This is a genomic window from Peredibacter starrii (assembly GCF_034259205.1).
Lineage (GTDB): Bacteria > Bdellovibrionota > Bacteriovoracia > Bacteriovoracales > Bacteriovoracaceae > Peredibacter > Peredibacter starrii.
Genome location: NZ_CP139487.1, coordinates 1,266,371 through 1,288,496 on the forward strand (window position 1 = coordinate 1,266,371; position 22,126 = coordinate 1,288,496).

The window sequence follows — 22,126 nt, forward strand, 5'->3', positions numbered from 1 at the left end:
GCTAAGAGACGAAAGTCTTTTATGTTGTAAAACAAATTTGAACTAATTCTTGAACAAAACAAGAATCTAGAGTCACCAAATAAACTTTAAGTTTTATTTTAATATATACTTGGAGAGTTTGATTGTGGCTCAGAACGAACGCTGGCGGCGTGCCTAATACATGCAAGTCGAACGTGAAAAGGGGCAACCCTTAGTAAAGTGGCGCACGGGTGAGTAACACGTAGGTAATCTGCCTTTCAGTGGGGAATAACTTAGGGAAACCTGAGCTAATGCCGCATACGTTAGTAATAAGAAAGTGGGCGCCGCAAGGGCTCATGCTGAAAGAAGGGCCTGCGGCCTATTAGCTAGTTGGTGGGGTAATGGCCTACCAAGGCAACGATAGGTATCCGGTCTGAGAGGATGATCGGACACACTGGAACTGAGACACGGTCCAGACTCCTACGGGAGGCAGCAGTAGGGAATATTGCGCAATGGGGGAAACCCTGACGCAGCAACGCCGCGTGAGTGAGGAAGGTCTTCGGATTGTAAAACTCTTTTTTTAGGGAAAAATGATTACAGAGCTAATACCCTGTAAAGTGATGGTACCTAAAGAATAAGCACCGGCTAACTTCGTGCCAGCAGCCGCGGTAATACGAAGGGTGCAAGCGTTGTTCGGAATCATTGGGCGTAAAGCGCGCGCAGGCGGATCAGCAAGTCAGATGTGAAATCTCGAAGCTCAACTTCGAAACTGCGTCTGAAACTGCTAGTCTAGAATGTCGGAGGGGGCAGGGGAATTTCACGTGTAGGGGTAAAATCCGTAGAGATGTGAAGGAACACCGGAGGCGAAGGCGCCTGCCTGGACGACTATTGACGCTGAGGCGCGAAAGCGTGGGGAGCAAACAGGATTAGATACCCTGGTAGTCCACGCCGTAAACGATGAATACTAGTTATTGGGGGTATTGACTCCTTCAGTGACGCAGCTAACGCATTAAGTATTCCGCCTGGGGAGTACGGTCGCAAGACTAAAACTCAAACAAATTGACGGGGGCCCGCACAAGCGGTGGATTATGTGGTTTAATTCGAAGCAACGCGCAGAACCTTACCTAGGCTTGAACTCCTACGAACCCGTTGTAATGGACGGGGTGCCCGCAAGGGAATGTAGTGAGAGGTGCTGCATGGCTGTCGTCAGCTCGTGTTGTGAAATGTTGGGTTAAGTCTCGCAACGAGCGCAACCCCTATCGTCTGTTGCCAGCATTAAGTTGGGCACTCTGACGAGACTGCCTGGGTTAACCAGGAGGAAGGTGGGGATGACGTCAAGTCCTCATGGCCCTTATGTCTAGGGCTACACACGTAATACAATGGCGCGTACAGAGGGAAGCGAACTCGCAAGGGGGAGCAAATCTCAAAAAGCGCGCCTCAGTTCGGATTGGAGTCTGCAACTCGACTCCATGAAGTTGGAATCGCTAGTAATCGGAGATCAGCACGCTCCGGTGAATACGTTCCCGGGCCTTGTACACACCGCCCGTCACACCATGGGAGTTGTTTTCATTTTAAGACGTGACTCTAACCGCAAGGGGGAGAGCGTCTACAGTGGGAGCGATGACTGGGGTGAAGTCGTAACAAGGTAGCCGTAGGGGAACCTGCGGCTGGATCACCTCCTTTTTAAAGGAAAACCTTATAGGGTCAATCAATCGAACGCGGTTCCATTCATCATCATCTCATTCTCAGAGAAAATTAAAAAAACCTTCGGGTCAGATTTAATTTTCAAAGATCAAAAAATCAAAAATTCTTTGACAATCACATAACAGGATAAGCAAGCAGACGAGAACCATGTAGTAATTTTTTTTAAAAGAATCCATGCTAAAAAACTAAGATAAAGCTACTAAGGGCATGCGGTGGATACCTTGGCAGTAAGAGGCGATGAAAGACGCGGTTAATCTGCGATAAGCTTCGGGGAGCTGATAATCAAGCTTCGATCCGGAGATTTCTGAATGGGGCAACCCCTCTTCACGAAAGTGATGAAGAACCTTCTATGAGTAAAGTAGTAGATGAGTGGCCAACGTTGGGAACTGAAACATCTAAGTACCAACCGGAAAATAAATCAATTGAGATTCTGCTAGTAGCGGCGAGCGAACGCAGAGGAGCCCAAACCAATGTGCGTGCACATTGGGGTTGTAGGACTTGCATCAAGGGGAGTTCGATAGGAGAAGGGTTTGGGAAGGCCCACCATAGAGAGTGAAAGTCTCGTATCCGAAATTGAACGAACTGGGCGAGTATCCTGAGTAGAACGGGGCACGAGAAACCCTGTTTGAAGCTGGGGGGACCACCCTCCAAGGCTAAATACTCCTTACTGACCGATAGTGGACTAGTACCGCGAGGGAAAGGTGAAAAGAACCCCGATGAGGGGAGTGAAATAGAACTTGAAACCGCATGCTTACAGACAGTCAGAGGGCTATTGTAAAGCCTGATGGCGTACCTTTTGCATTATGATTCAGCGAGTTATGGTATGTGGCGAGGTTAAGCCGTTGCAGGTGTAGCCGTAGGGAAACCGAGTCTGAATAGGGCGTTAGTCGCATGCTGTAGACCCGAAACGGGATGAGCTATCCATGAGCAGGTTGAAGCGAGGGTAAAACTTCGTGGAGGACCGAACACGTGACGGTTGAAAACGTCTGTGATGACTTGTGGATAGGGGTGAAAGGCCAATCAAATTCCGTGATAGCTGGTTCTCTCCGAAATGCATTTAGGTGCAGCGTCTATTGATTACTAACGGGGGTACAGCACTGACTAGGCTAGGGGCATTACCGTGCTACCAAACCTTATCAAACTCTGAATACCGTTAAGTACAGATAGGCAGTGAGTCTATGGATGCTAAGGTCCGTGGACAAAAGGGAAAGAGCCCAGATCATCAGCTAAGGTCCCTAAATTGACGCTAAGTGGAGAACGTTGTGGAACTACTGTGACATCCAGGAGGTTGGCTTAGAAGCAGCCATCCTTTAAAGAAAGCGTAATAGCTCACTGGACTAGTGGTTCTGCGCGGAAAATGTAACGGGGCTTAAGCGTCGTACCGAAGCTATGAACTTTTTATAAGTGGTAGGAGAGCATTGTGTGTGCTGATGAAGGCGTACCGTAAGGAGCGCTGGAGGTCCCACAAGAGCTGATGCTGAAATGAGTAGCGATAAGGAGGGCGAGAATCCCTCCCACCGTAAAGCTAAGGGTTCCTGGGCCAGGTGAATCCTCCCAGGGTAAGTCGGATCCTAAGGCGAGGCCGAAAGGCGTAGTCGATGGACATCAGGTTAATATTCCTGAACTTAGTATTTATCGTTTGACTGAAGGAGTGACGGAGAAAGGTAGCACATCCAGAGATTGGTTGTTCTGGTGTAAGGTCGTAGGTGGGATCGGTAGGCAAATCCGCTGGTCCATTAACACTGAGAACTGATGCCGAGGCGCAAGCCGAAGTGTGTGACCCTAAGCTTCCAAGAAAAGCTTCGTAGGGAGATAAGTATTAATCCGTACCGTAAACCGACACAGGTAGCTGAGGCGAGAAGCCTAAGGTGCGTGGATGAACTGTAGTTAAGGAACTCTGCAAATTAGAACTGTAACTTCGGGATAAAGTTTGCCCTTGAACGTGAAGTCACTTGCTGGCGTAGCGTATGAGGGTCGCAGTGAAATGGGGGTAGCGACTGTTTACCAAAAACACAGGTCTATGCAAACACGTAAGTGGAAGTATATGGGCTGACGCCTGCCCGGTGCTGGAAGGTTAAAAGGTGAGGTTAGCCGCAAGGCGAAGCTTTAAATTGAAGCCCCAGTAAACGGCGGCCGTAACTATAACGGTCCTAAGGTAGCGAAATTCCTAGTCGGGTAAGTTCCGACCTGCACGAATGGCGTAACGACTTCCCCACTGTCTCAACTATAGATCCAGCGAAATTGGTGAGCGCGTGAAGAAACGCGCTACCCGCGGAAGGACGAAAAGACCCCGTGAACCTTTACTGTAACTTGGCATTGGGTTTCGATTAACCATGCGTAGGATAGGTGGGAGTTTTTGATCCGTGCGTTCCGGCGTACGGGGAGACAACCTTGAAATACCACCCTTGGTTAATTGGAATCCTAACCTGTCGTCATAATCTGGCGAGGGGACAATGTCTGGTGGGCAGTTTGACTGGGGCGGTCGCCTCCTAAAGAGTAACGGAGGCGCACGAAGGTTCCCTCAGCCTGAATGGAAACCAGGCGTAGAGTGTAAACGCATAAGGGAGCTTGACTGCGAGACAAACACGTCGAGCAGGTGCGAAAGCAGGTGTTAGTGATCCGGTGGTTCCGAGTGGAAGGGCCATCGCTCAACGGATAAAAGGTACTCCGGGGATAACAGGCTGATTTCCTCCAAGAGTTCACATCGACGAGGAAGTTTGGCACCTCGATGTCGGCTCATCGCATCCTGGGGCTGGAGCAGGTCCCAAGGGTTTGACTGTTCGTCAATTAAAGCGGTACGCGAGCTGGGTTCAAAACGTCGTGAGACAGTTTGGTCTCTATCCTCCGTGGGCGTAAGATATTTGAGAGGAGCTGTCCTTAGTACGAGAGGACCGGGATGGACAAACCTCTGGTGTACCGGTTGTGGTGCCAACTGCATCGCCGGGTAGCTAAGTTTGGACGGGATAACCACTGAAAGCATCTAAGTGGGAAGCCCCCCTCAAGATTAGATATCTATTAAGGGTGCTTGTAGACTACGAGCTTGATAGGTTGGGTGTGTAAGCGCTGTAAGGCGTTGAGCTGACCAATACTAATAACCCGTTTTGCTTTATTTTCTTTGCCTCTCTACGCTAGAGAGGGGTTTTAAAGTGTGGAACTACATGGTTCAAAATTTGTCTTGCTTATCTTGTTTTGTGATTGTAAAAGTGCAGTCTACCTAAATTGAAATACAGTTTGGGTGTGTCGATAGCGGTGAGGAAATACCCAGTAACATCTCGAACCTGGAAGTCAAGCTCACTTGCGGCGAAGGTAGTGCCAGGGGAACTTGGTGTCAGAATAGCAAGATGCACCCTCCATTTTTATAAAGAACGCCCGCAGCAATGTGGGCGTTTTTATTTTAGGGGTACATGGTTCTAACGGCTCCGCAAGTTCGCCTTTTAAAGCGACTTCTGTTTCTCCTGATTCCTTATTCAGTCCTTCGGATTGGTTTCTATTTTTATCACTTAAATATTTATAAGCAGTTCACACAAGATGAGATCTTCCAGAGTTTTCTGTTGGGAGTTCGATTTGATGTGGCCGCTATTTGTCTTTTAAATCTTCCTCTTATTCTTCTTTCTTGTTTCTCTTGGATTAAAGAGAGAACAGAGAGAATTCTTTTTATCCTCATTAATACTGCGGGCTTTATTGTGACCGTAGATGACTATGAGTTGTTTCTCTTTACTGGGAAGCGCTTGAGTTATGACTTCTTCGTCATTTCTGACGACATTCTCCAACAACTTCCACAGATCTTTCTTTATTATTGGTATCTGCCGATTGCGGCGATTGCTTTTGGAATTGGGTATTACTTCTTTGATCGTAGTTACTTTAAAGCAACTGAGAGGAAGGTTTCATTACCTACTAGAGTAGGAGTGGGATTTGTTCTTTTAGGACTTACTTTTATTGGGATACGTGGAGGACTTCAGCACAAATCGATTAATGTGCAGTCGGCGTTTGTTCAGGGGAAAAATGAATTAGGTCATTTGGTGCTTAATTCTCCTTACCATTTTCTGCGTACGTTGAAGAATAAACCGATGCAGCGTCTGGCCCTATTTAAGAGTGATGATGAAGCAAAAAATATCATTCTTAATCAACGTGATTTCAGAGACGGAATTGAAGGAAAAGCAAAGTCCAATGTGGTTTTGATTATTCTAGAAAGTTTTGCCTCAGAATATATGGAAGGTGGATACACACCATTCCTAAATGAACTAAAAACCAAATCTCATTTCTTCGGTCGTCACCTCGCTAATGGAAGAAAATCCATCGAGGCCCTGCCTTCACTTCTATGTGGTCTTCCATCACTTCTTGATGAACCAATCAGTAAATCTATTTATTCCGGAAACAAATTTAACTGCTTCCCTAAAATGCTAAAGAGTGTTGGGTACACGAATTACTTTTTTCATGCTGGTGCTAAGGGCACAATGGGGTTTGATTCGTATACACTGGCCAATGGATTTGATCGTTATTTCTCTCGTAAAGATTATGGGGAGAAGGATTACGATGGCACTTGGGGAATTTTTGATGGGCCATATCTGCAATACGTGGCGGATCGAATTTCGGAAATGCCGGAACCATTTTTGGCCGGCGTTTTCACGCTGAGTTCACATCAGCCTTATACAATTCCGGGTGAGTTCAGAGGGAAATTTCCGAAAGGGAATCTCGAGATCCATCCAAGTATTGGCTACACCGATTATGCTCTTCGCGAATTCTTTAAACGCATCGAAAAAGAGAAATGGTTTAGTAATACAGTGTTCATCATTACCTCTGATCACAGTCAGAAACTTGAAACGAAGAAATTTTCGAATCTCGTGGGCCGATATCGGGTGCCACTTTTAGTCTATGTTCCAGGTGGAGCGGGGAAAGAGTACACTAAAGTCACTCAACATTCGGATATTCCGAAGACGGTTCTAGATTATTTAGAAATTAAGAGCGATGAACTACCTGCGACAAGTGTAAGTGCTTTCTCAAATGATGAAGGTGCTGCTTTGAATTACGCGGATGGATCGACCTATTTTATGGCCAGAAAAGAAGTAGTTACAACCCTGGATAAGTCATACCAACAGCAGTCTTTTAATTACGATTGGGAAACCGGTGAAATGCATCCGGTAGAGTCAAATAATCCCCTCTTAAAGGCCTACCTTCAGTACTTCATGAATGGGCTGATAAATAATAATTTATCTCTCTAGAGCTCCGCCCAAAACATTGTCACAAAACCCTCCTTCACGATAAACTAAATTGTTATTTTTATTCACATAAATGGGGTTTCTCATGCAGCCTTTGGCCTCGCACATCGATACCAATTCGAAAGATTTCCAGGTGAACGCAGAATTCAATCGCGGTCTCGCCAATGAGTTAAAAAAGAAAATTGAAAAAGTTCGCCAAGGTGGCGGTGAAGATGCGGTTAAAAAACATAAGGCCCGTAAAAAACTTCCTCCACGTGAGCGTATCGAAAAGATTCTGGATCCAGGTTCTCCATTTTTAGAACTATCGGCACTTGCGGCGGATGGTGTTTATGATGAAGACGTTCCTTCGGCCGGTATGGTGACAGGGATTGGTCTGGTTCACGGTGTGGAATGTTTATTTGTGGCAAACGATGCGACGGTAAAAGGTGGGACTTACTTCCCGCTAACTGTAAAAAAACATTTAAGAGCGCAAGAGATCGCGCTTGAAAATAGACTGCCTTGTATCTATCTCGTGGATTCAGGTGGAGCGTTCCTTCCAAAGCAAGATGAAGTTTTCCCGGATAAGGAACACTTCGGAAGAATCTTCTTTAATCAGGCACAGATGTCGTCGCAGGGTATTCCGCAAATCGCAGTGGTGTGTGGTTCATGTACTGCGGGTGGAGCCTATGTTCCGGCAATGAGTGATGAAACGATTATCGTTAAAGGTAATGGGACGATCTTCTTAGGCGGTCCGCCGCTTGTTAAGGCGGCGACTGGTGAAGAAGTTACTGCGGAAGAATTAGGTGGAGCGGATGTTCATACATCTAAATCAGGTGTGGCCGATCATTTTGCTGAAACTGAAGAAGATGCGCTTGAGCAGGCTCGTCACATTGTGGCGACTTTAAATTATCAATCAAAGAATCCTCGTAAGTTCATTAAGACTGAAGTGAAAGCTCCGCTGTATCCTGCGGAAGAAATCTACGGGATCATTCCTCAGGACACTCGTAAGCCATTTGATGTGAGAGAGATTATCGCGCGTTTAGTGGATGGATCTGAGTTTCAGGAATTTAAAGAAAGATACGGCACAACGCTGGTGACGGGATTTGCGAAAATTCACGGATACTTAGTGGGGATTGTGGCGAATAACGGGATTCTTTTTTCTGAGTCTTCTCAGAAGGCCGCTCACTTTGTTGAACTATGTGGCCAAAGAAAAGTGCCTCTGATTTTCCTTCAGAACATCACGGGTTTCATGGTGGGCAAGCAATACGAGAATGAAGGGATCGCGAAACACGGAGCAAAGTTTGTGACGGCGGTTTCTACGGTTAAAGTTCCGAAGTTCACGATCATGATCGGTGGATCGTTTGGAGCTGGTAATTACGGAATGTGTGGACGAGCTTTCGGTCCAAGATTTCTTTTCATGTGGCCCAACTCTCGTATCTCGGTAATGGGTGGTGAGCAGGCAGCGAACGTACTTGCGACTGTAAAACAAGATGGTCTGGCGCACGCTAAGAAACCTCTTATGACGGAACAAGAATTGGCGGCGTTTAAGCAACCAATTCTCGATAAATATGAAAAAGAAGGATCACCTTACTATTCATCAGCTCGTCTATGGGACGATGGTGTGATTGATCCAGCTCAGACACGTGACATTCTTGGTCTGTGTTTAAGCTCAACTCATAATGAAGAATTTAAGGACCCTCAATGGGGCGTCTTCAGGATGTAATGATGAAATACATTGAAGTAATTGAGAAAGAAGAAGGTGTGAAGGAAGTTTGGTTGAATAGACCGGAACTTCATAATGCTTTTAATGCTGAACTAATTGAAGAGATGATCGCGCTGTTTGAATCTTTTAAAGATGAGCGTTTGATTATTCTTTCTGGGAAAGGTTCGAGCTTTTGCGCGGGTGCGGATCTGAATTGGATGAAGGCCATGAAGGATTACACAAAGGAAGAGAACTTCAAGGACTCCAAACGTCTGGCGAAGATGTTCTCTGCCATTAACGAGTGTGATGTGCCGGTGATTGGAAGAATCAATGGGCACGCGCTTGGTGGAGGCGTGGGACTTGTGAGTGTGTGTGATTATGTGATCGCCGCTGATACAGCTCTTATGGGATTCACGGAAGCAAGACTTGGTCTTATTCCGGCGGTGATCTCTCCCTATTGTATTTCAAAAATCGGGGAATCAAATGCCCGTGCATGGTTCTTGTCTGGGGAAAGATTCTCGGCGGAAGAAGGAAAACGTATGGGGCTTGTCCATGACGTGGTTCTTGGACCTGAGATCGATACCAAGGTTGAGGAAGTTAAGAAGAGATTCTTGGCCGCTGGACCGGTAGCTGCCAAAGAAGCGAAAAAGCTTATCCGTGGTGTGATGAAAAATTTAAAGGCGAGTGAGGACTTCACTTGTCAGATGATCAGTGAGCGCAGAATCAGTGCCGAAGGGCAGGAAGGGATGCGTGCACTTCTAGCAAAAGATAAACCAGCTTGGATGAAACAATGAAGATTAAAAAAATTCTGGTCGCTAACCGTGGGGAAATTGCTCTGCGAGTTTTAAAGACCGCCAAAGAAATGGGAATTAAAGTTGTCACAGTTTACGCTGAAGACGATAAGAACCTTCCGCATGCTCTTTATGCTGATGAGTCTTACTCATTGGGTACGGGCGCTCTGGCCGATACTTATTTAAATAAAACAAAGCTCATCGAGATCACTAAAAAATCCGGTGCTGATGCCATTCACCCAGGATACGGATTTCTTTCTGAGAATGAAGAATTCGCTCGTATGGTGGAAGGTGCAGGGATCACATTTATTGGCCCAACTCCTGAATCAATTGTCCTTATGGGCGATAAGATTGGTTCAAAGAAGGCATTAGAGAAAATTAAAGTACCTCTGACTCCGGGTTATCACGGGGATGATCAGAATGATGATAATCTTGTGAAGGAAGCGAAGAAGATTGGCTTCCCGGTTCTTATCAAGGCCTCTGCCGGCGGCGGTGGTAAAGGGATGAGAATTGTTCACGAGGAATCGGAACTTCTGGAAGGCATTCGTGGTGCTAAATCAGAAGGATTAAAGTCTTTCGGATCCGACAAAGTTCTAATTGAAAAATATGTACTTAATCCTCGTCACATTGAAGTGCAGTTGATGTCTGATACTCATGGCAATCACCTACATTTCTTTGAGCGTGAATGTTCAATTCAACGTCGTTACCAAAAAGTCATTGAAGAAACTCCAGCTCCGAATATGAGTCAGGAACTTCGTCTGAAAGTTTGTGAAACAGCAGTAGAGATCGCTCGCGGGATTAACTACCGTGGTGCGGGCACAGTTGAATTTATTATGGCGCAAGATGGATCGTTCTACTTCATGGAGATGAATACTCGTCTGCAAGTAGAGCACCCAGTGACTGAGATGGTGACTGGTCATGATCTTGTGAAATACCAAATCATGGTGGCCCAAGGGGACAAACTTCCTCTGAAGCAATCAGATATTAAGCAGAAGGGCAGTTCAATTGAGTGCCGTATTTATGCTGAGGATCCTGATAATAATTTTATGCCTTCAATCGGTAAGATTGAGCGCATCGGAATTCCGACGTTGAGAGATGTTCGTCTTGATTGCGGCTTCCTGGATGGTACGGAAGTGGGTGTTAACTACGATCCGATGCTCGCAAAGCTTGTGGTGTGGGGAGAGACTCGTGAAACAGCGATTTCTAAAACCATTCACAGTTTGGATGAAGTTCTTTTCTTAGGAGTGAAGACCAATCGTGATTATTTAAAGCGACTTCTTGCTCATAAGGATTTTGTGGCAGGAAATACGCATACGCATTTTATTCCAGATCATAAGGCAGAGCTTGAACCTGTGGCCATGAGTGACGCTGATCTGGCGAACATTATTGGGGCCTTGAGCTTTACTGGGAAAACAAAAGTGGCAACAGGCGGAATGGTTGAATCGAACAGAACTCCATGGACTGAGCTAACTGGATTTAGGAACTAATTATGGAAAAAGTATTTAATATCAACGGACAGGAAGTAAAAGTTCAAGACTATAAACAGTCTGGTGACTCTGTAAGTTTCGTTCTTAACGGAAGAACTTACTATTATGCCTTGATTTCAAAAGATGGTCCGGAATTAGTGCTTGATAACGGCGGACGTTTCAAGGCCGCAGTCGGAACACCGAATCGCGAAGGCGATCAGATGATCATTGCTAATGGACGTGAGGCCAAAGCATTTGCGGCCGGTAAGAAAATGAAAAAGTCTGGTGGAGCTGCCGGTGGACTGACCAGTCCGATGCCGGGGAAGATCTTTAAAGTGATTAAAGAGGCGGGAGCGGTCGTTAAAAAAGGCGAGCCGATTCTTATTCTTGAAGCGATGAAGATGGAGCACTCAATCCGTTCAGATAAAGACGGCACGGTTAAAAAAATTAATTACAAGGTCGGAGAGCTGGTTCAAGGCGGAGTTACACTGGCCGAGGTGGAATAATGATTAAAATCGTTGAAGTTGGCGCACGCGATGGACTTCAAAATGAAAAAAGTATTCTCTCAACTGATGATAAATTTCAGTTTATCTCGCTTCTATGTGATGCGGGATTGAGGGCGATTGAAGTCACGAGCTTTGTGAAAGCACCTGCCATTCCTCAAATGGCCGATTCAGTAGAACTTTATACGAAAGTAAAAAATGAGTTAGGTGACCGTGGAGTCGCTTTTCCGTGTCTTGTGCCGAATATGAAAGGTTATGAGACCGCCAAAAATCTTGGAGTGAAGGAGATTGCTCTTTTTACTGCGACTTCAGATTCATTCACGAAAAAAAACATCAATGCTTCTGTAGATGAAAGCTTCGATCGTATGAAAGAAGTGGCCGACGCTGCTAAACGCGACGGTATGCTGGTACGTGGTTACGTTTCGACTGCTTTTGGATGCCCGTATGAAGGCACCATGGATGTGAAGAAACTAATCAGTGTGACTAAACGCCTTTTTGAACTTGGAGTTTATGAAGTTTCAGTTGGTGACACTATCGGGGTAGCAACTCCGATGCAGGTGAGGAGCTACATTCGCGCGCTTAAATCTGAATTTCCAATTGGTAAGATTGCTATGCACCTTCACGATACTCGTGGAATGGCGCCAACTAATATCTTTGTTTCTCTGGAAGAAGGGATTACTACATTTGATTCCTCGGCCGGAGGACTAGGTGGATGTCCATACGCCAAAGGGGCCACTGGAAATGTGGCGACGGAAGACGTGTGGTATCTTCTGAACTCTCAGGGACTAGAGACCGGGATTGATATCAAAAAATTATCTGAGGCCTCTCAGTTTATTTTAGGCAGAGTGAATCGTCAGACGGAATCGAAATTCTTAAGGGCATATTTGAACACAGGAAAGGTATGAGTTTTTATCTAAGACCATTCGAAGATCTTTTAGTTGAGAAAAAGAAGCACACGCTCTGGATCACGTTAAATCGTCCTGAAGCGAGTAATGCCTATTCAACTGGTATGGTGAAGGCCCTGGTTGAAGTTCTTCGTTTTGCTGATATTGATAATGAAATTCGTGCCATAGTGATCACCGGTGCAGGTAAGAATTTCTGTGCAGGTGGCGATGTTAAAGCGATGAAAGGTAAGAGTGGCATGTTCGCGGGAGGGTCCAACGAACTTCGTGAAACTTATCAGGCGGGTATTCAGCAGATTCCCGCGACGATTGTGAATTTAAAAACTCCAGTGATCGCCATGGTGAATGGCGCTGCTGTAGGGGCAGGCTGTGATCTTGCGGCCATGTGTGATATGCGAATTGCTTCGGAAGAGGCGGTGTTCGCAGAGACCTTCGCCAAAGTTGGTCTGGTTCCAGGTGATGGGGGGGCGTTTTTCCTAACTCGCCTTATCGGTTTTGGTAAAGCGATGGAAATGTTTCTTACGTGTAAGATGATTTCAGCAACTGAAGCGAAAAATATCGGACTCGTGAATCAAGTGGTCCTACCGAATGATTTAAAAAATAGGACAGAAGAACTCGCTGATCATCTGGCGACTCTTCCTCCAATTGCTCTGCAAATGACTAAAAAAGCAGTGATTCACTCTTATCAAAATGATCTCAATTCTCACCTGGAGTTGATGGCCGCTTATCAAGGTATCACTCAACGCTCATCGGACCACTTCAAAGCACTTGATGGAATGATCGAGAAGAAGACTCCAACCTTCGATCATAACTGAAAATATTTTTTGACAAGTCAGCGCGCAACCTAAAGAATTAAGACATATGAAAAATTTGTCTTCCCTATTTCTTTTAGTAATGGTTGCAAGCTGTACTACCATTCACTTCCGTTCAAATAATACAATCCCTGTTACATTCGATGGAAATCCAAAACATCAGAAAGAAGTTTCAATTACCGGTAAGAGAGATTTCTATTTCTGGGGTGTTGAACCAGAAGAGCATGAAGTATTTGTTGATGAAGAAGTCAGAAAAGCAGGGTACGACGGAATGTCGAAACTCATCATCTACGAACAGAAAAATCCGCAAGATATTCTGATCTCGTTCTTAACTCTTGGTATCTATCTTCCAAGAGGTTTCACAATTACAGGATATACTTCAGGTCAGATGCTTCCAGAAGATCTCGACATGGACACTGTAACACCAAATAAAAAATAACAGATTTGACCGTCAGGAAGGGGTTGTCTTCCAAGGATGGATAACATTAGGCCAGGGATGGCCTTTTTTTATTTCTGAAGAGTGCGGGTACGGCGATTCCAAAGTGGGCGTGTGATACAAGCGAACCACAGGAAGAAGCCAACGAAGCAGGCGACCAGAGTTGAGATGGCGTTGGTAGTGTCGAAGGCATTATTGGCCACGGCGAGACCGGTGAACATGAGGAAAGCCAGGCCGCCAAAGCAGCCAGTCATCATGAGCACGATCTTCATGGTGATGAATTCGTTTGGTTCAGGACGCAAGAATGAGAATGGCCACCAGACGAAATCCTTGTCCGAGACCCAGTTATGAAAATCTGTTAGAAGATCAAATAGTTTCATTCTTTAAGACTATCCATTAAATTGCCGAAAAAGCTCTTTTTAAAATCTTTCACTTCATCTTCAGACATGTCACCAAAATTTGTACGATCGAGTTCTTTATAAAGATGTGGGAGCTCAATCACGAAGCGCGATTTAAAACGAGGGGCCATCTTACCGTAGATCTTTCTTTCCTTGGCATAGGTCATCCAAAGTTTCTTTCTAGCGCGAGTGACACCCACATAACAAAGACGGCGTTCTTCATCGATGTCAGTATTGTCCTGAATGGTCTTTTTGTGAGGGAGAATTTCTTCTTCCATGCCAATGAGAAACACGTAATCGTACTCCAGACCTTTTGAAGCATGGAGAGTCATGAGAGTTACTTCATTCTTTTTAAAGCCTTCACCCGGAGCCTGGTTGTCCTGAGAGTCGGCCAAGAGAAGACGTTCAACAAAGTTTTTAAGGGTCGCATCTTCACCGTAACGATCCTGGAATCGATCCGCGGCAAGCATGAAGTTTTTTACGTCATCTTTCTTGCGTTGAGCGAGTTTCGCCTGATCATAACTCTTTTCAATGAAGTCGTAATAGTTCAGCTCTTCCACGAGATCAGTAATGGCCGCGAGTAGAGGCTTCTCATTAAAGACACGTTGATATTTCTTGATGATCTCAATGAAAGATTTAATCCCTTCATGATCTTGTTCATCACAAAGAACCTGATAGAGGTGGCGTTTTTGTTCAGCTGCCAGAGTAAGGTTCTTATTTAAAGTTACTGAACCAATTCCGCGATTTGGAACATTCAATACTCGACGAAGAGCGAGCTCATCACGAGAGTTTTGAATAAGGGTCAGGTAAGCAATAATGTCCTTGATCTCTTTCTTCTCGTAAAACTTCTGGCCACCAATGATGTTATAGGGCACTTGCGAAATACGCAGCTGATCCTCAAACGGTGGAACTTGAGTGTTTGAACGATAAAGAATCGCGATATCTGAAAGCATCACACTGTTGGACTGAAGTTTAATAATCTCTTCAGTCACAATCGCGGCCTCATGGTCAGAGTCACCTGCGGCCCAGAGTTGTGGAAGAGGTCCTTCCATCTGAGTCGTACGCATGGTCTTCTCTTTTCGTCCCTTTGATTCCTTGATGACATTGTTGGCGAGATCAAGAATCGGGAAAACAGAACGGTAGTTCTGTTCGAGTTTAATTACCTTGGTATTTGAATACTGTTTTTCAAAATTCAGAATGTTTGAAATATCGGCACCACGGAAACCGTAGATCGCCTGATCGTCATCTCCCACCACGCAGATGTTCTGGTGAGTAGAGGTAAGGGCCTGAATCAGCGAGAACTGAAGGCTGTTTGTGTCCTGATACTCATCAATCATGATGTATTTAAAGCGCTCAGAATACTTCTTCGCCACTTCCGGGAAGTTCTTAAAGAGCTTCACAACCATGAAGAGAATATCATCGAAATCGAGGGCATTATAAAACTGAAGCTTCTCTTGGTAGAAGTGATAAACGTATTCAGTCGCGCCATCGTAGTTATTTTCAGGATCGTAGTACTTACTTTTTGGAAATTCTTCCGCGGAAATACCTTGGTTCTTCAATAGACCGATCTTCGACATGATAATGCCGCGATCATAGTTCTTATTCGAGCGGTAGTTTTTTAGACCTTCTCGAACGATACTCATCTGATCGGCCTGATCATAGATGGTGAAGAGGTTGTTATAACCCAAATGGTGAATGTCTTCGCGAAGAATACGAATTCCCAATGAGTGGAAAGTTGAGAGAGTAATGCCTTTACGGGTGCGTGAGTCAACCAGATGGGACACACGTTCCTTCATTTCGGCGGCTGCTTTATTGGTGAAACTCACTGCAAGGATCTGCTTTCCAGGAATACGGAGATTCTGGAGCATGTGCGCAATACGATAAGTTACGGTACGGGTCTTCCCCGAGCCGGCACCGGCAAGAATTAATACCGGACCTTCAACTGTCTCGGCAGCTTCGCGTTGTTCTGGGTTCAAACCATCTAGGGAAATCATAAGGTGTGAGAATAAAAAAGGGGTGGAAAACTGTCAAAATCAAAAGACACAAAAGAACTTACTTTGTACTATAAATTCGTCTGTAAATGAGTTTATTTGAGGTCATATGAAGTATTTGATTACATCCGCTCTTCCTTACGCCAACGGACCACTCCATTTTGGCCACATGGCCGGGGTTTATCTCCCCGCTGATATTTTCACTCGTCATAAAAAACTAAAAGGCGTTGAGGCAATCCATATTTCTGGTTCAGATGAGCACGGGGTTGCGATCATGCAAAATGCCCAAAAAGCGGGCATCAGTTACCAGGAATACGTGAACGACTGGCATAAAACGCATAAAGATCTTTTTGATAAATACGAAATTCAGTTCGATTTTTTTGGCCAGACTTCGGCCCCATATCACAAGGAAGAAACTCTTACCTGGTTCAATGATCTTTTAAGCAAAGGTCTGATTGAGAAGAAGGCCGAGCAGCAACTTCAGTGTCAGTCATGTAAGAACATGCTTCCGGATCGTTTTGTGGAGGGTGAGTGTTATGTCTGTCACTATCCAGAGGCCCGCGGTGACGAATGTCCAAGCTGCGGAACATGGATTGATCCATTAAAACTTTTAAAACCAGTTTGTAAATTCTGTGGTTCAAATGATGTGAAGGCCGTGGATTCTTTCCAGTGGTACCTCATGCTTTCGAAAGTATACCCAGAGTGGCAGAAATGGTTTGAAGGCAGAAAACCAGAGTGGAGAAAGAACGTTGTTCCTTTCGTTGAATCTCTGACAAAAGAAAATCTTGTAGACCGTGCAATCACCCGTGACCTAGATTGGGGTATTGATGTTCCTCTTCCTGAAGCAAAGGGAAAGAAGATCTACGTATGGTTTGATGCTCCGATTGGATACGTTTCGAATACAAAAGAATATTTGAAACAATCAGGATCAAAAGATGACCACATCAAAGACTGGTGGGGCTCTAAAGACGTGAAGATCGTGAACTTCATTGGAAAAGATAATATTATTTTCCACTCAATCATTTTCCCGGTGATGTGTCTTGGAACTGGATTTGTGAATCCGGTAACAGATCTTCCGGCAAACCAATACGTGAACCTTGAAGGGAAGCAGTTCTCAAAATCTAAGGGTTGGTATGTAGACGCAGTAGAAGCGATTAACCAATTTGGTTCGGATGCGATGAGATTCTACTTAACATCACTGATTCCAGAAACGTCTGATTCAAGTTTCACTTGGAAGTCGATGGAGCTTAAGATCAACTCTGAGCTTGCCAACAATATTGGTAACTTCATTAATCGTGCCATGAAATTTTCTGCTTCGAAGTTCCCAGAAGGCGTGGAAGCACAAAAATTCGAGGCCTTCTTTAAAGACCATGTTCAGGATGTTAATACTTTCATAAAGGAATATCATGAGCTGCTTGATTCATACCAAATCAAGAAGGGCCAGGAACACATCATGGGCCTTGGTTCAAAGGTAAACCAATTTATTACTGAAAGAGCTCCATGGACTGAATTTAAGACAGATCCAGAAAAAGCGAAAGAAACCATCGCCATCTCGACTGCCTATGTTCTTGTAATTGGTACTTTTTTTGCTCCGTATCTGCCGCAACTTTCGAAGTCGATTTTATCGTACTTCGGATTGAACGCTGAGAGTGAGTTAGTGAAGAAGATTTATCAAGGTGACCTAAATGCCATGAAAGATTTCTTTGCGAAAGACTTTAAACTCCAAGTTGAGCCTCAAGGACTTGTTCCTAAGATTGACCCAAAAGTAATTGAAGAGCTTGATCTCAAATTAAAAGAGAAGGCCTCAGTTTAATACACATAAGGAGAATTTATGTTTAAGGTAATGACTCTCGCTGCACTTATGATTTCTGGCGCTGCTATGGCGGACGTTGAACTTCGTGGTGTTGTTCCAAGACCTATGACAAACTGTTCAATCAAAGGTAACGAAGTTACTAAAGTGATTACTTTCGGTAAGGACAAAATTGTTAAATCAACTGAGAAGTATCAAATTACTTTCGAAGGAATTGATTCAGCCGCACGTGCTGCTGCTAAAGTTGCTTCGAATGCAGGTCCTGCAAGTGAAGTTGAAAACTTTCACATGATCCTTGATGGTAAGAGAATCGAGCTAAATACTTCTGAATCAGTAGAAGCTCTTGCTCTTGTTCAAATGATCGTTAAAGCTTGTCGTTTCTAATTTAAGAGAAGCCTCCGTGACTTGAAGTTTCCTCAAAATCTGGTTCAAACAGATTTCCTTCGGTCACGGGAGCTTTTTCTGCTCTCGAAAAATACTCCCTTTCAAGTTTATTCATTATTTTGCCAGTGAGTCCTGGCATGAGTAGATGGCTAATTCTTCCAATGAAATCTGAACTTCCAAGATGAATAGAATCTCGCGGACGTTGAACTAATCTCACCATGGCCTTTGCCACAGTGTCCGGATCAACAAGAGGTGGAGCAGGTTTGGCCTCCTTTCCGAGATAATTGGCCGCGTGTTTTACTCCCGGAGAGTCTACGAAAGATGCATACACGTCACATACGTGAATATTTTTATGATCTTTAAGTTCATAGCGAAGGGCCTCGGAAAGACCTCTTAAACCGAATTTACTAGCACTATAGGAGACACTAAAAGGCGCACCAACGTAAGCACCAGTTGAATTTGTGTTGATGATGATGCCTCTGCCGCGTTTCTTAAAGTAGGGAACCACAAAATAAGAGCCATAGAGTGGTCCTAAAAGATTTGTGCGAATGACTTGTTCCTGGGCCTCAAGGGGCGTGTGATCAAATTCACCAATGGCCCCAACTCCGGCATTGTTGATCCACACATCAATTTCGCCATAAAAAGTGAGGGCCTTTTCAAAAAGATTTTTCACGGAGGATCTTTCACTCACATCAGTTGTAATGGCGACTGCATTTCCGCCCAAGGATTCGCATTCACTGGCAAGTTCCTGGAGTAAAGTTTCGTTTCGAGAAGCGAGAATAAGATTGGCGCCTAATTGCGCGAAGGCAAGTGCTGTTGCTCTACCAATGCCACTGGACGCGCCAGTAATGACAATAGTTGAATCATCTAATCGATAGGTCTTCACGGAGGCCTCCTTGATAAGAGGAGGGTAGCGGGCAGATAAGAGTGAGAAAACTTACTTTAAGCTCAAAGTTTAATAAGTGATTTGGTTAATCATTATGATAGCGAGAGTCGACTTTGATTCCAAAGTTTTGGCGTGGGTTCATTGGGTCATAGACTGGGCGATCCCAATTCTTGAGAATTTTACCTGATTGAGCATCAACTAAGACACGAAAGGTCGTTTCTTCATTCTTTTGATTTTTTAAAGTCACAATCACGGATTCAACGTTGAGGGCCACTCCATCCTGGGCCCAGATAAAAGAATCGACTTTTTGAATGGCGATGTCTTTGATCGCCTGGCCACCTTGGGCCTTCAGGGCCTCTTCCAAATTTTCCTGCCATTCAGGTGACACAGAATTGGCGACTTTGATTTTTTTAATCTCTTCTGATTCCTTACCGGGGCTCAGTCCCACGACCTTTTTACCGTTAATTTCAAACGTTTTTGCCGGAGGGGTAGGAGTAGGGTCAGGAGTAGTATTTTTAGACTGTGAAGCCACCGGAGGCGCTTTGGGCGTCTCAGTTTTCCGGAGATAAAAGAACAAACCGGCCACTACCAAAAGAATGAGAAGAATGTAGGGCCAGCGCTTAGTCATTTACGTCAAAGTCAAAGTTAATGATCTGGAACGGTTTAGCACCGTTAAGTTCTGAATCAATATAATCGTCGTTCGAATAAGTTCCGTCTGTATAACAGTCAGTACAGTTATTGAAACGAGCACGCATACGACAACGGAACTTCGTTCCTGGTGGAATCCATTTATTCACTTCCATGATCATAAGGTTACCAGCATTGAAGGTCTTGTTGCTGGATTCTTTAACCACTGATTCATAGTAAGTTTTTTGAGCATCAATTTTTGAATAGAAGCTATGGTTGGCCCCTGGAAGGAAACGTACCAGACATTCGTGTGGATTGAATGTGAAGTCTGTGTCCGTCGTACCAGTGCTGTTGTAACCCAAACAGTCTTTATCCAGAAGCGATAGACCGTTTTTCTTTCTGAATTCGTTCTGAGAGACCCAACGAGTGCTGCTACCTTCTTCTAATTGCACCATACAAACAGGGGCAGCGGCGCTGGTAGGGAATTTACCAGTAGAAGTGTTTTTCACCAAACGCTTATATTCAGGATCAGTCGTGGTACAAGTGTTACCTGCCTCACCACCTTGATCCACAGTCGTAACTGAGTCAATTACACATGGCTTGAAGTTACCGGTCGTATCATCAGTAATGTGAACATGGTCCCAGTCCGAGGCCAGAAGCTGAACACCTGCCATCGTACTGTTTGAATTATTCTGGAGGTTAGGGATGATCGCAACGACCTCACCTGGAGAGACCTTGATGTTGTTGTTATTGTAATCAATACTCGAAACGCTGGTAGATAGTGGAACCGTGAAGCCCTTGAAGAGAAGGTCAGTCAGGAGGTTCTGCATATCTGTGCGGTTATCGATAATGTAGAAGCCAACTCGATCAGTGTTGGTATCTGTTTTTTCTGCTAACTGTAGAAGTTGTTTTGAAACGAGTACAGACTTACGACGGTTGTTTTCAGAGACCTGAGTAAGGCCCTGAGTTGGGATAAAGCTCACGACACTGTTATAAGACAGTGAGCGGTCTTTTGTTGAGTTACCGTTGTTGTTATAGGTCTTGAAGAGTAAAAGACCGTAATCATCCAATAGCTTTTCAGAATCATTTTTATCGAATGAAGGACAAATGTTACCAGTGATGTACTTATAAATGTTCTTCGAGAAAATCTGAAAGAAGCGACGGTAAGTTGCCTGGTTATTTACATGTGACCAGATATAAGAATTATTGAAGTCCAGGTTATTGAAGAACACAGTGTTGTTGCTATAGGGTCCCCAATAATCATCGATACCTTTGGCATTCAAGTCACCAATCTCACTCAGAGTTTCTGCCAGGAGAAGCATGACATAAGAAGTTGCTTTATCGTGACCACCGTCAGATTCAGTCGAGATGTTACACTCGTTTTTAAAAGATTTTGTAAGGGCCACTAAGTAGTGACTTACGATCTGTCCGGCATAGTGAACGTCCTCGTGAGGATCATCCGGGAAGTTAGGATCATAAAGAAGATATTGAGGGTATGAAAGTCTTCCCTCAGAAGTTTCTTCAACACCTGTAATGTGAATTGCATCACTTTCAGACATTGGACGCGATTGATTAAGACCACGACCAAGGGCCCATTCACCAAAGTGAGTGCGCTTATTGATCACGAAGCTGAAGTAGTCAGCGATCCCTTCGTTCAGAGAGCCGCCTTCATCATAGCCATAACCACCCAGGTTTGAGCGAAGAGGGTGCTTTTGATTGGCAGTTCCGTTACGGATATTCATCATGACTGAAACCAGAGCGTGGGCCAATTCGTGATAAATAACTGTTGGATCCTGAACAAAGTAAAAGTTAGTGTGAGTCGCACTTCCACCAAAGCACAGAGTAGGTCCTGCCGGGCTGAAAGATGCGTTATCGTCTAGATGACATTGAGAATAAGAAGTAAGGAAATCGTTCTTAAATTGCTTACTGTCGGTATTGGTAACCGACTTGAACCAGAACATGTCTGAATCTTTTAAATACTGAGGAATTGATTTTGGAATTCCGGCCGAAAGGGCATGGATTGTATTATAGGCGAAGCTCAGCTTATCAAAGAAGGCCTTCGTACCTAGATTGATGTGATAGAGAGCATTCACTTGATAGAATTCAGGTGTGCCCACATCAAAAATGTAAGTACGGTCAGACTTTCGAGGCAGGGCCTGGGTCTGAGTCGAGTTACTTAAAGAACGGACACAGTTTGCTAGGCTGTCTGTGTAGTTTCCATAGAAAAAGAAATCAATCGAGCAGTTACTTGTAAGAGTCGTGTTGTTAGTGATGAATTCGAATTTTGTTTTATCAACAATGCGATTCATGTCCGGATTATTCGGACCATAGTTTGGTCCTTCATAAATAGTAGGGTTATCTCTATAGATATACGCCTTACCATCTAGTGAACCGTCATTTTGAATGATGTTATTTCTTAAACCTGAACCAGTGATTTCAGTTGGATTACATGCGTTTAGAATTACCAAAACAGGTAATAGAAGAATTTGAATAGGTTTTATCATCCGCTGACGTACCACTTTCATATTTACCTTATCGGTTGAGAATTCCGAATCTCAACC

Annotated in this window: 15 protein-coding genes and 3 rRNA genes; 13 read left to right on the forward strand and 5 right to left on the reverse strand. The window is 44.5% G+C overall.

The window, feature by feature from the left end:
* Positions 1-106 precede the first annotated feature (106 nt).
* From SOO65_RS06330 to SOO65_RS06380, 11 genes are all read left to right on the forward strand, one after another.
* Positions 107-1,641, forward strand: a 16S ribosomal RNA gene (locus SOO65_RS06330).
* A gap of 210 nt (positions 1,642-1,851) precedes the next feature.
* Positions 1,852-4,775 (forward strand): 23S ribosomal RNA (locus tag SOO65_RS06335).
* Positions 4,776-4,895: 120 nt separating this feature from the next.
* Positions 4,896-5,012: ribosomal RNA gene (gene rrf, locus SOO65_RS06340) — 5S ribosomal RNA — on the forward strand.
* The 16S, 23S and 5S rRNA genes sit together here, the layout of an rRNA operon.
* A gap of 54 nt (positions 5,013-5,066) precedes the next feature.
* A complete protein-coding gene (locus SOO65_RS06345; RefSeq protein ID WP_321398494.1) occupies positions 5,067-6,881 on the forward strand; it encodes an LTA synthase family protein in 1,815 nt (604 codons plus the stop codon).
* A gap of 82 nt (positions 6,882-6,963) precedes the next feature.
* Positions 6,964-8,580 (forward strand): carboxyl transferase domain-containing protein, encoded by a 1,617-nt coding sequence (locus SOO65_RS06350; protein WP_321398496.1) that lies wholly within the window; start codon positions 6,964-6,966, stop codon positions 8,578-8,580.
* Positions 8,581-8,582: 2 nt separating this feature from the next.
* Positions 8,583-9,353, forward strand: a complete 771-nt coding sequence (locus SOO65_RS06355; RefSeq protein WP_321398497.1) for an enoyl-CoA hydratase-related protein — start codon at positions 8,583-8,585, stop codon at positions 9,351-9,353.
* Positions 9,350-10,837: an acetyl-CoA carboxylase biotin carboxylase subunit gene (locus SOO65_RS06360; RefSeq protein WP_321398499.1), complete on the forward strand. Its 1,488-nt coding sequence runs from the start codon at positions 9,350-9,352 to the stop codon at positions 10,835-10,837. Before SOO65_RS06355 ends, SOO65_RS06360 begins: the two co-directional genes overlap by 4 nt.
* 2 nt (positions 10,838-10,839) lie before the next feature.
* Complete coding sequence (locus SOO65_RS06365) at positions 10,840-11,322, forward strand: acyl-CoA carboxylase biotin carboxyl carrier protein subunit (RefSeq protein WP_321398500.1); 483 nt, start codon at positions 10,840-10,842, stop codon at positions 11,320-11,322.
* Positions 11,322-12,224, forward strand: a complete 903-nt coding sequence (locus tag SOO65_RS06370) for a hydroxymethylglutaryl-CoA lyase (RefSeq protein WP_321398501.1) — start codon at positions 11,322-11,324, stop codon at positions 12,222-12,224. Before SOO65_RS06365 ends, SOO65_RS06370 begins: the two co-directional genes overlap by 1 nt.
* A complete protein-coding gene (locus SOO65_RS06375; RefSeq protein ID WP_321398502.1) occupies positions 12,221-13,036 on the forward strand; it encodes an enoyl-CoA hydratase-related protein in 816 nt (271 codons plus the stop codon). Before SOO65_RS06370 ends, SOO65_RS06375 begins: the two co-directional genes overlap by 4 nt.
* Positions 13,037-13,082: 46 nt before the next feature.
* Positions 13,083-13,472, forward strand: a complete 390-nt coding sequence (locus SOO65_RS06380) for a hypothetical protein (protein ID WP_321398503.1) — start codon at positions 13,083-13,085, stop codon at positions 13,470-13,472.
* Positions 13,473-13,540: 68 nt separating this feature from the next.
* Here the strand turns inward: SOO65_RS06380 and SOO65_RS06385 are convergent, their stop codons facing one another.
* Both SOO65_RS06385 and SOO65_RS06390 read right to left on the reverse strand, forming a co-directional pair.
* Positions 13,541-13,849: a hypothetical protein gene (locus tag SOO65_RS06385; protein ID WP_321398505.1), complete on the reverse strand. Its 309-nt coding sequence runs from the start codon at positions 13,847-13,849 to the stop codon at positions 13,541-13,543.
* Complete coding sequence (locus SOO65_RS06390; RefSeq protein ID WP_321398507.1) at positions 13,846-15,861, reverse strand: ATP-dependent helicase; 2,016 nt, start codon at positions 15,859-15,861, stop codon at positions 13,846-13,848. The genes SOO65_RS06385 and SOO65_RS06390 overlap by 4 nt, the downstream gene beginning before the upstream one ends.
* A 106-nt stretch (positions 15,862-15,967) precedes the next feature.
* Between SOO65_RS06390 and metG the strand changes: the two genes are divergently transcribed.
* Positions 15,968-17,671, forward strand: coding sequence for a methionine--tRNA ligase (gene metG / locus SOO65_RS06395; RefSeq protein ID WP_321398509.1), 1,704 nt, complete (start codon positions 15,968-15,970; stop codon positions 17,669-17,671).
* A gap of 18 nt (positions 17,672-17,689) precedes the next feature.
* The gene (locus SOO65_RS06400; protein ID WP_321398511.1) at positions 17,690-18,052 is read left to right on the forward strand and encodes a hypothetical protein; all 363 of its coding nucleotides are present in this window, start codon (positions 17,690-17,692) and stop codon (positions 18,050-18,052) included.
* 1 nt (position 18,053) lies between these two features.
* Here the strand turns inward: SOO65_RS06400 and SOO65_RS06405 are convergent, their stop codons facing one another.
* The 3 genes from SOO65_RS06405 to SOO65_RS06415 all read right to left on the reverse strand — a co-directional run bounded on the left by SOO65_RS06405 (position 18,054) and on the right by SOO65_RS06415 (position 22,090).
* The gene (locus SOO65_RS06405; RefSeq protein ID WP_321398513.1) at positions 18,054-18,938 is read right to left on the reverse strand and encodes an SDR family oxidoreductase; all 885 of its coding nucleotides are present in this window, start codon (positions 18,936-18,938) and stop codon (positions 18,054-18,056) included.
* A gap of 85 nt (positions 18,939-19,023) precedes the next feature.
* Complete coding sequence (locus tag SOO65_RS06410; protein ID WP_321398515.1) at positions 19,024-19,566, reverse strand: hypothetical protein; 543 nt, start codon at positions 19,564-19,566, stop codon at positions 19,024-19,026.
* Positions 19,559-22,090 (reverse strand): gluzincin family metallopeptidase, encoded by a 2,532-nt coding sequence (locus SOO65_RS06415; RefSeq protein WP_321398516.1) that lies wholly within the window; start codon positions 22,088-22,090, stop codon positions 19,559-19,561. Before SOO65_RS06415 ends, SOO65_RS06410 begins: the two co-directional genes overlap by 8 nt.
* Positions 22,091-22,126 lie beyond the last annotated feature (36 nt).

Bases quoted from the DNA above. Each gene is read 5' to 3' on its own strand.
- metG (WP_321398509.1), top strand. From the start codon at position 15,968: ATGAAGTATTTGATTACATCCGCTCTTCCTTACGCCAACGGACCACTC.
- SOO65_RS06350 (WP_321398496.1), top strand. From the start codon at position 6,964: ATGCAGCCTTTGGCCTCGCACATCGATACCAATTCGAAAGATTTCCAG.
- SOO65_RS06400 (WP_321398511.1), top strand. From the start codon at position 17,690: ATGTTTAAGGTAATGACTCTCGCTGCACTTATGATTTCTGGCGCTGCT.
- SOO65_RS06385 (WP_321398505.1), bottom strand. From the start codon at position 13,849: ATGAAACTATTTGATCTTCTAACAGATTTTCATAACTGGGTCTCGGAC.
- SOO65_RS06380 (WP_321398503.1), top strand. From the start codon at position 13,083: ATGAAAAATTTGTCTTCCCTATTTCTTTTAGTAATGGTTGCAAGCTGT.
- SOO65_RS06410 (WP_321398515.1), bottom strand. From the start codon at position 19,566: ATGACTAAGCGCTGGCCCTACATTCTTCTCATTCTTTTGGTAGTGGCC.
- SOO65_RS06370 (WP_321398501.1), top strand. From the start codon at position 11,322: ATGATTAAAATCGTTGAAGTTGGCGCACGCGATGGACTTCAAAATGAA.
- SOO65_RS06365 (WP_321398500.1), top strand. From the start codon at position 10,840: ATGGAAAAAGTATTTAATATCAACGGACAGGAAGTAAAAGTTCAAGAC.
- SOO65_RS06355 (WP_321398497.1), top strand. From the start codon at position 8,583: ATGAAATACATTGAAGTAATTGAGAAAGAAGAAGGTGTGAAGGAAGTT.
- SOO65_RS06360 (WP_321398499.1), top strand. From the start codon at position 9,350: ATGAAGATTAAAAAAATTCTGGTCGCTAACCGTGGGGAAATTGCTCTG.
- SOO65_RS06390 (WP_321398507.1), bottom strand. From the start codon at position 15,861: ATGATTTCCCTAGATGGTTTGAACCCAGAACAACGCGAAGCTGCCGAG.
- SOO65_RS06375 (WP_321398502.1), top strand. From the start codon at position 12,221: ATGAGTTTTTATCTAAGACCATTCGAAGATCTTTTAGTTGAGAAAAAG.
- SOO65_RS06415 (WP_321398516.1), bottom strand. From the start codon at position 22,090: ATGAAAGTGGTACGTCAGCGGATGATAAAACCTATTCAAATTCTTCTA.
- SOO65_RS06345 (WP_321398494.1), top strand. From the start codon at position 5,067: ATGGTTCTAACGGCTCCGCAAGTTCGCCTTTTAAAGCGACTTCTGTTT.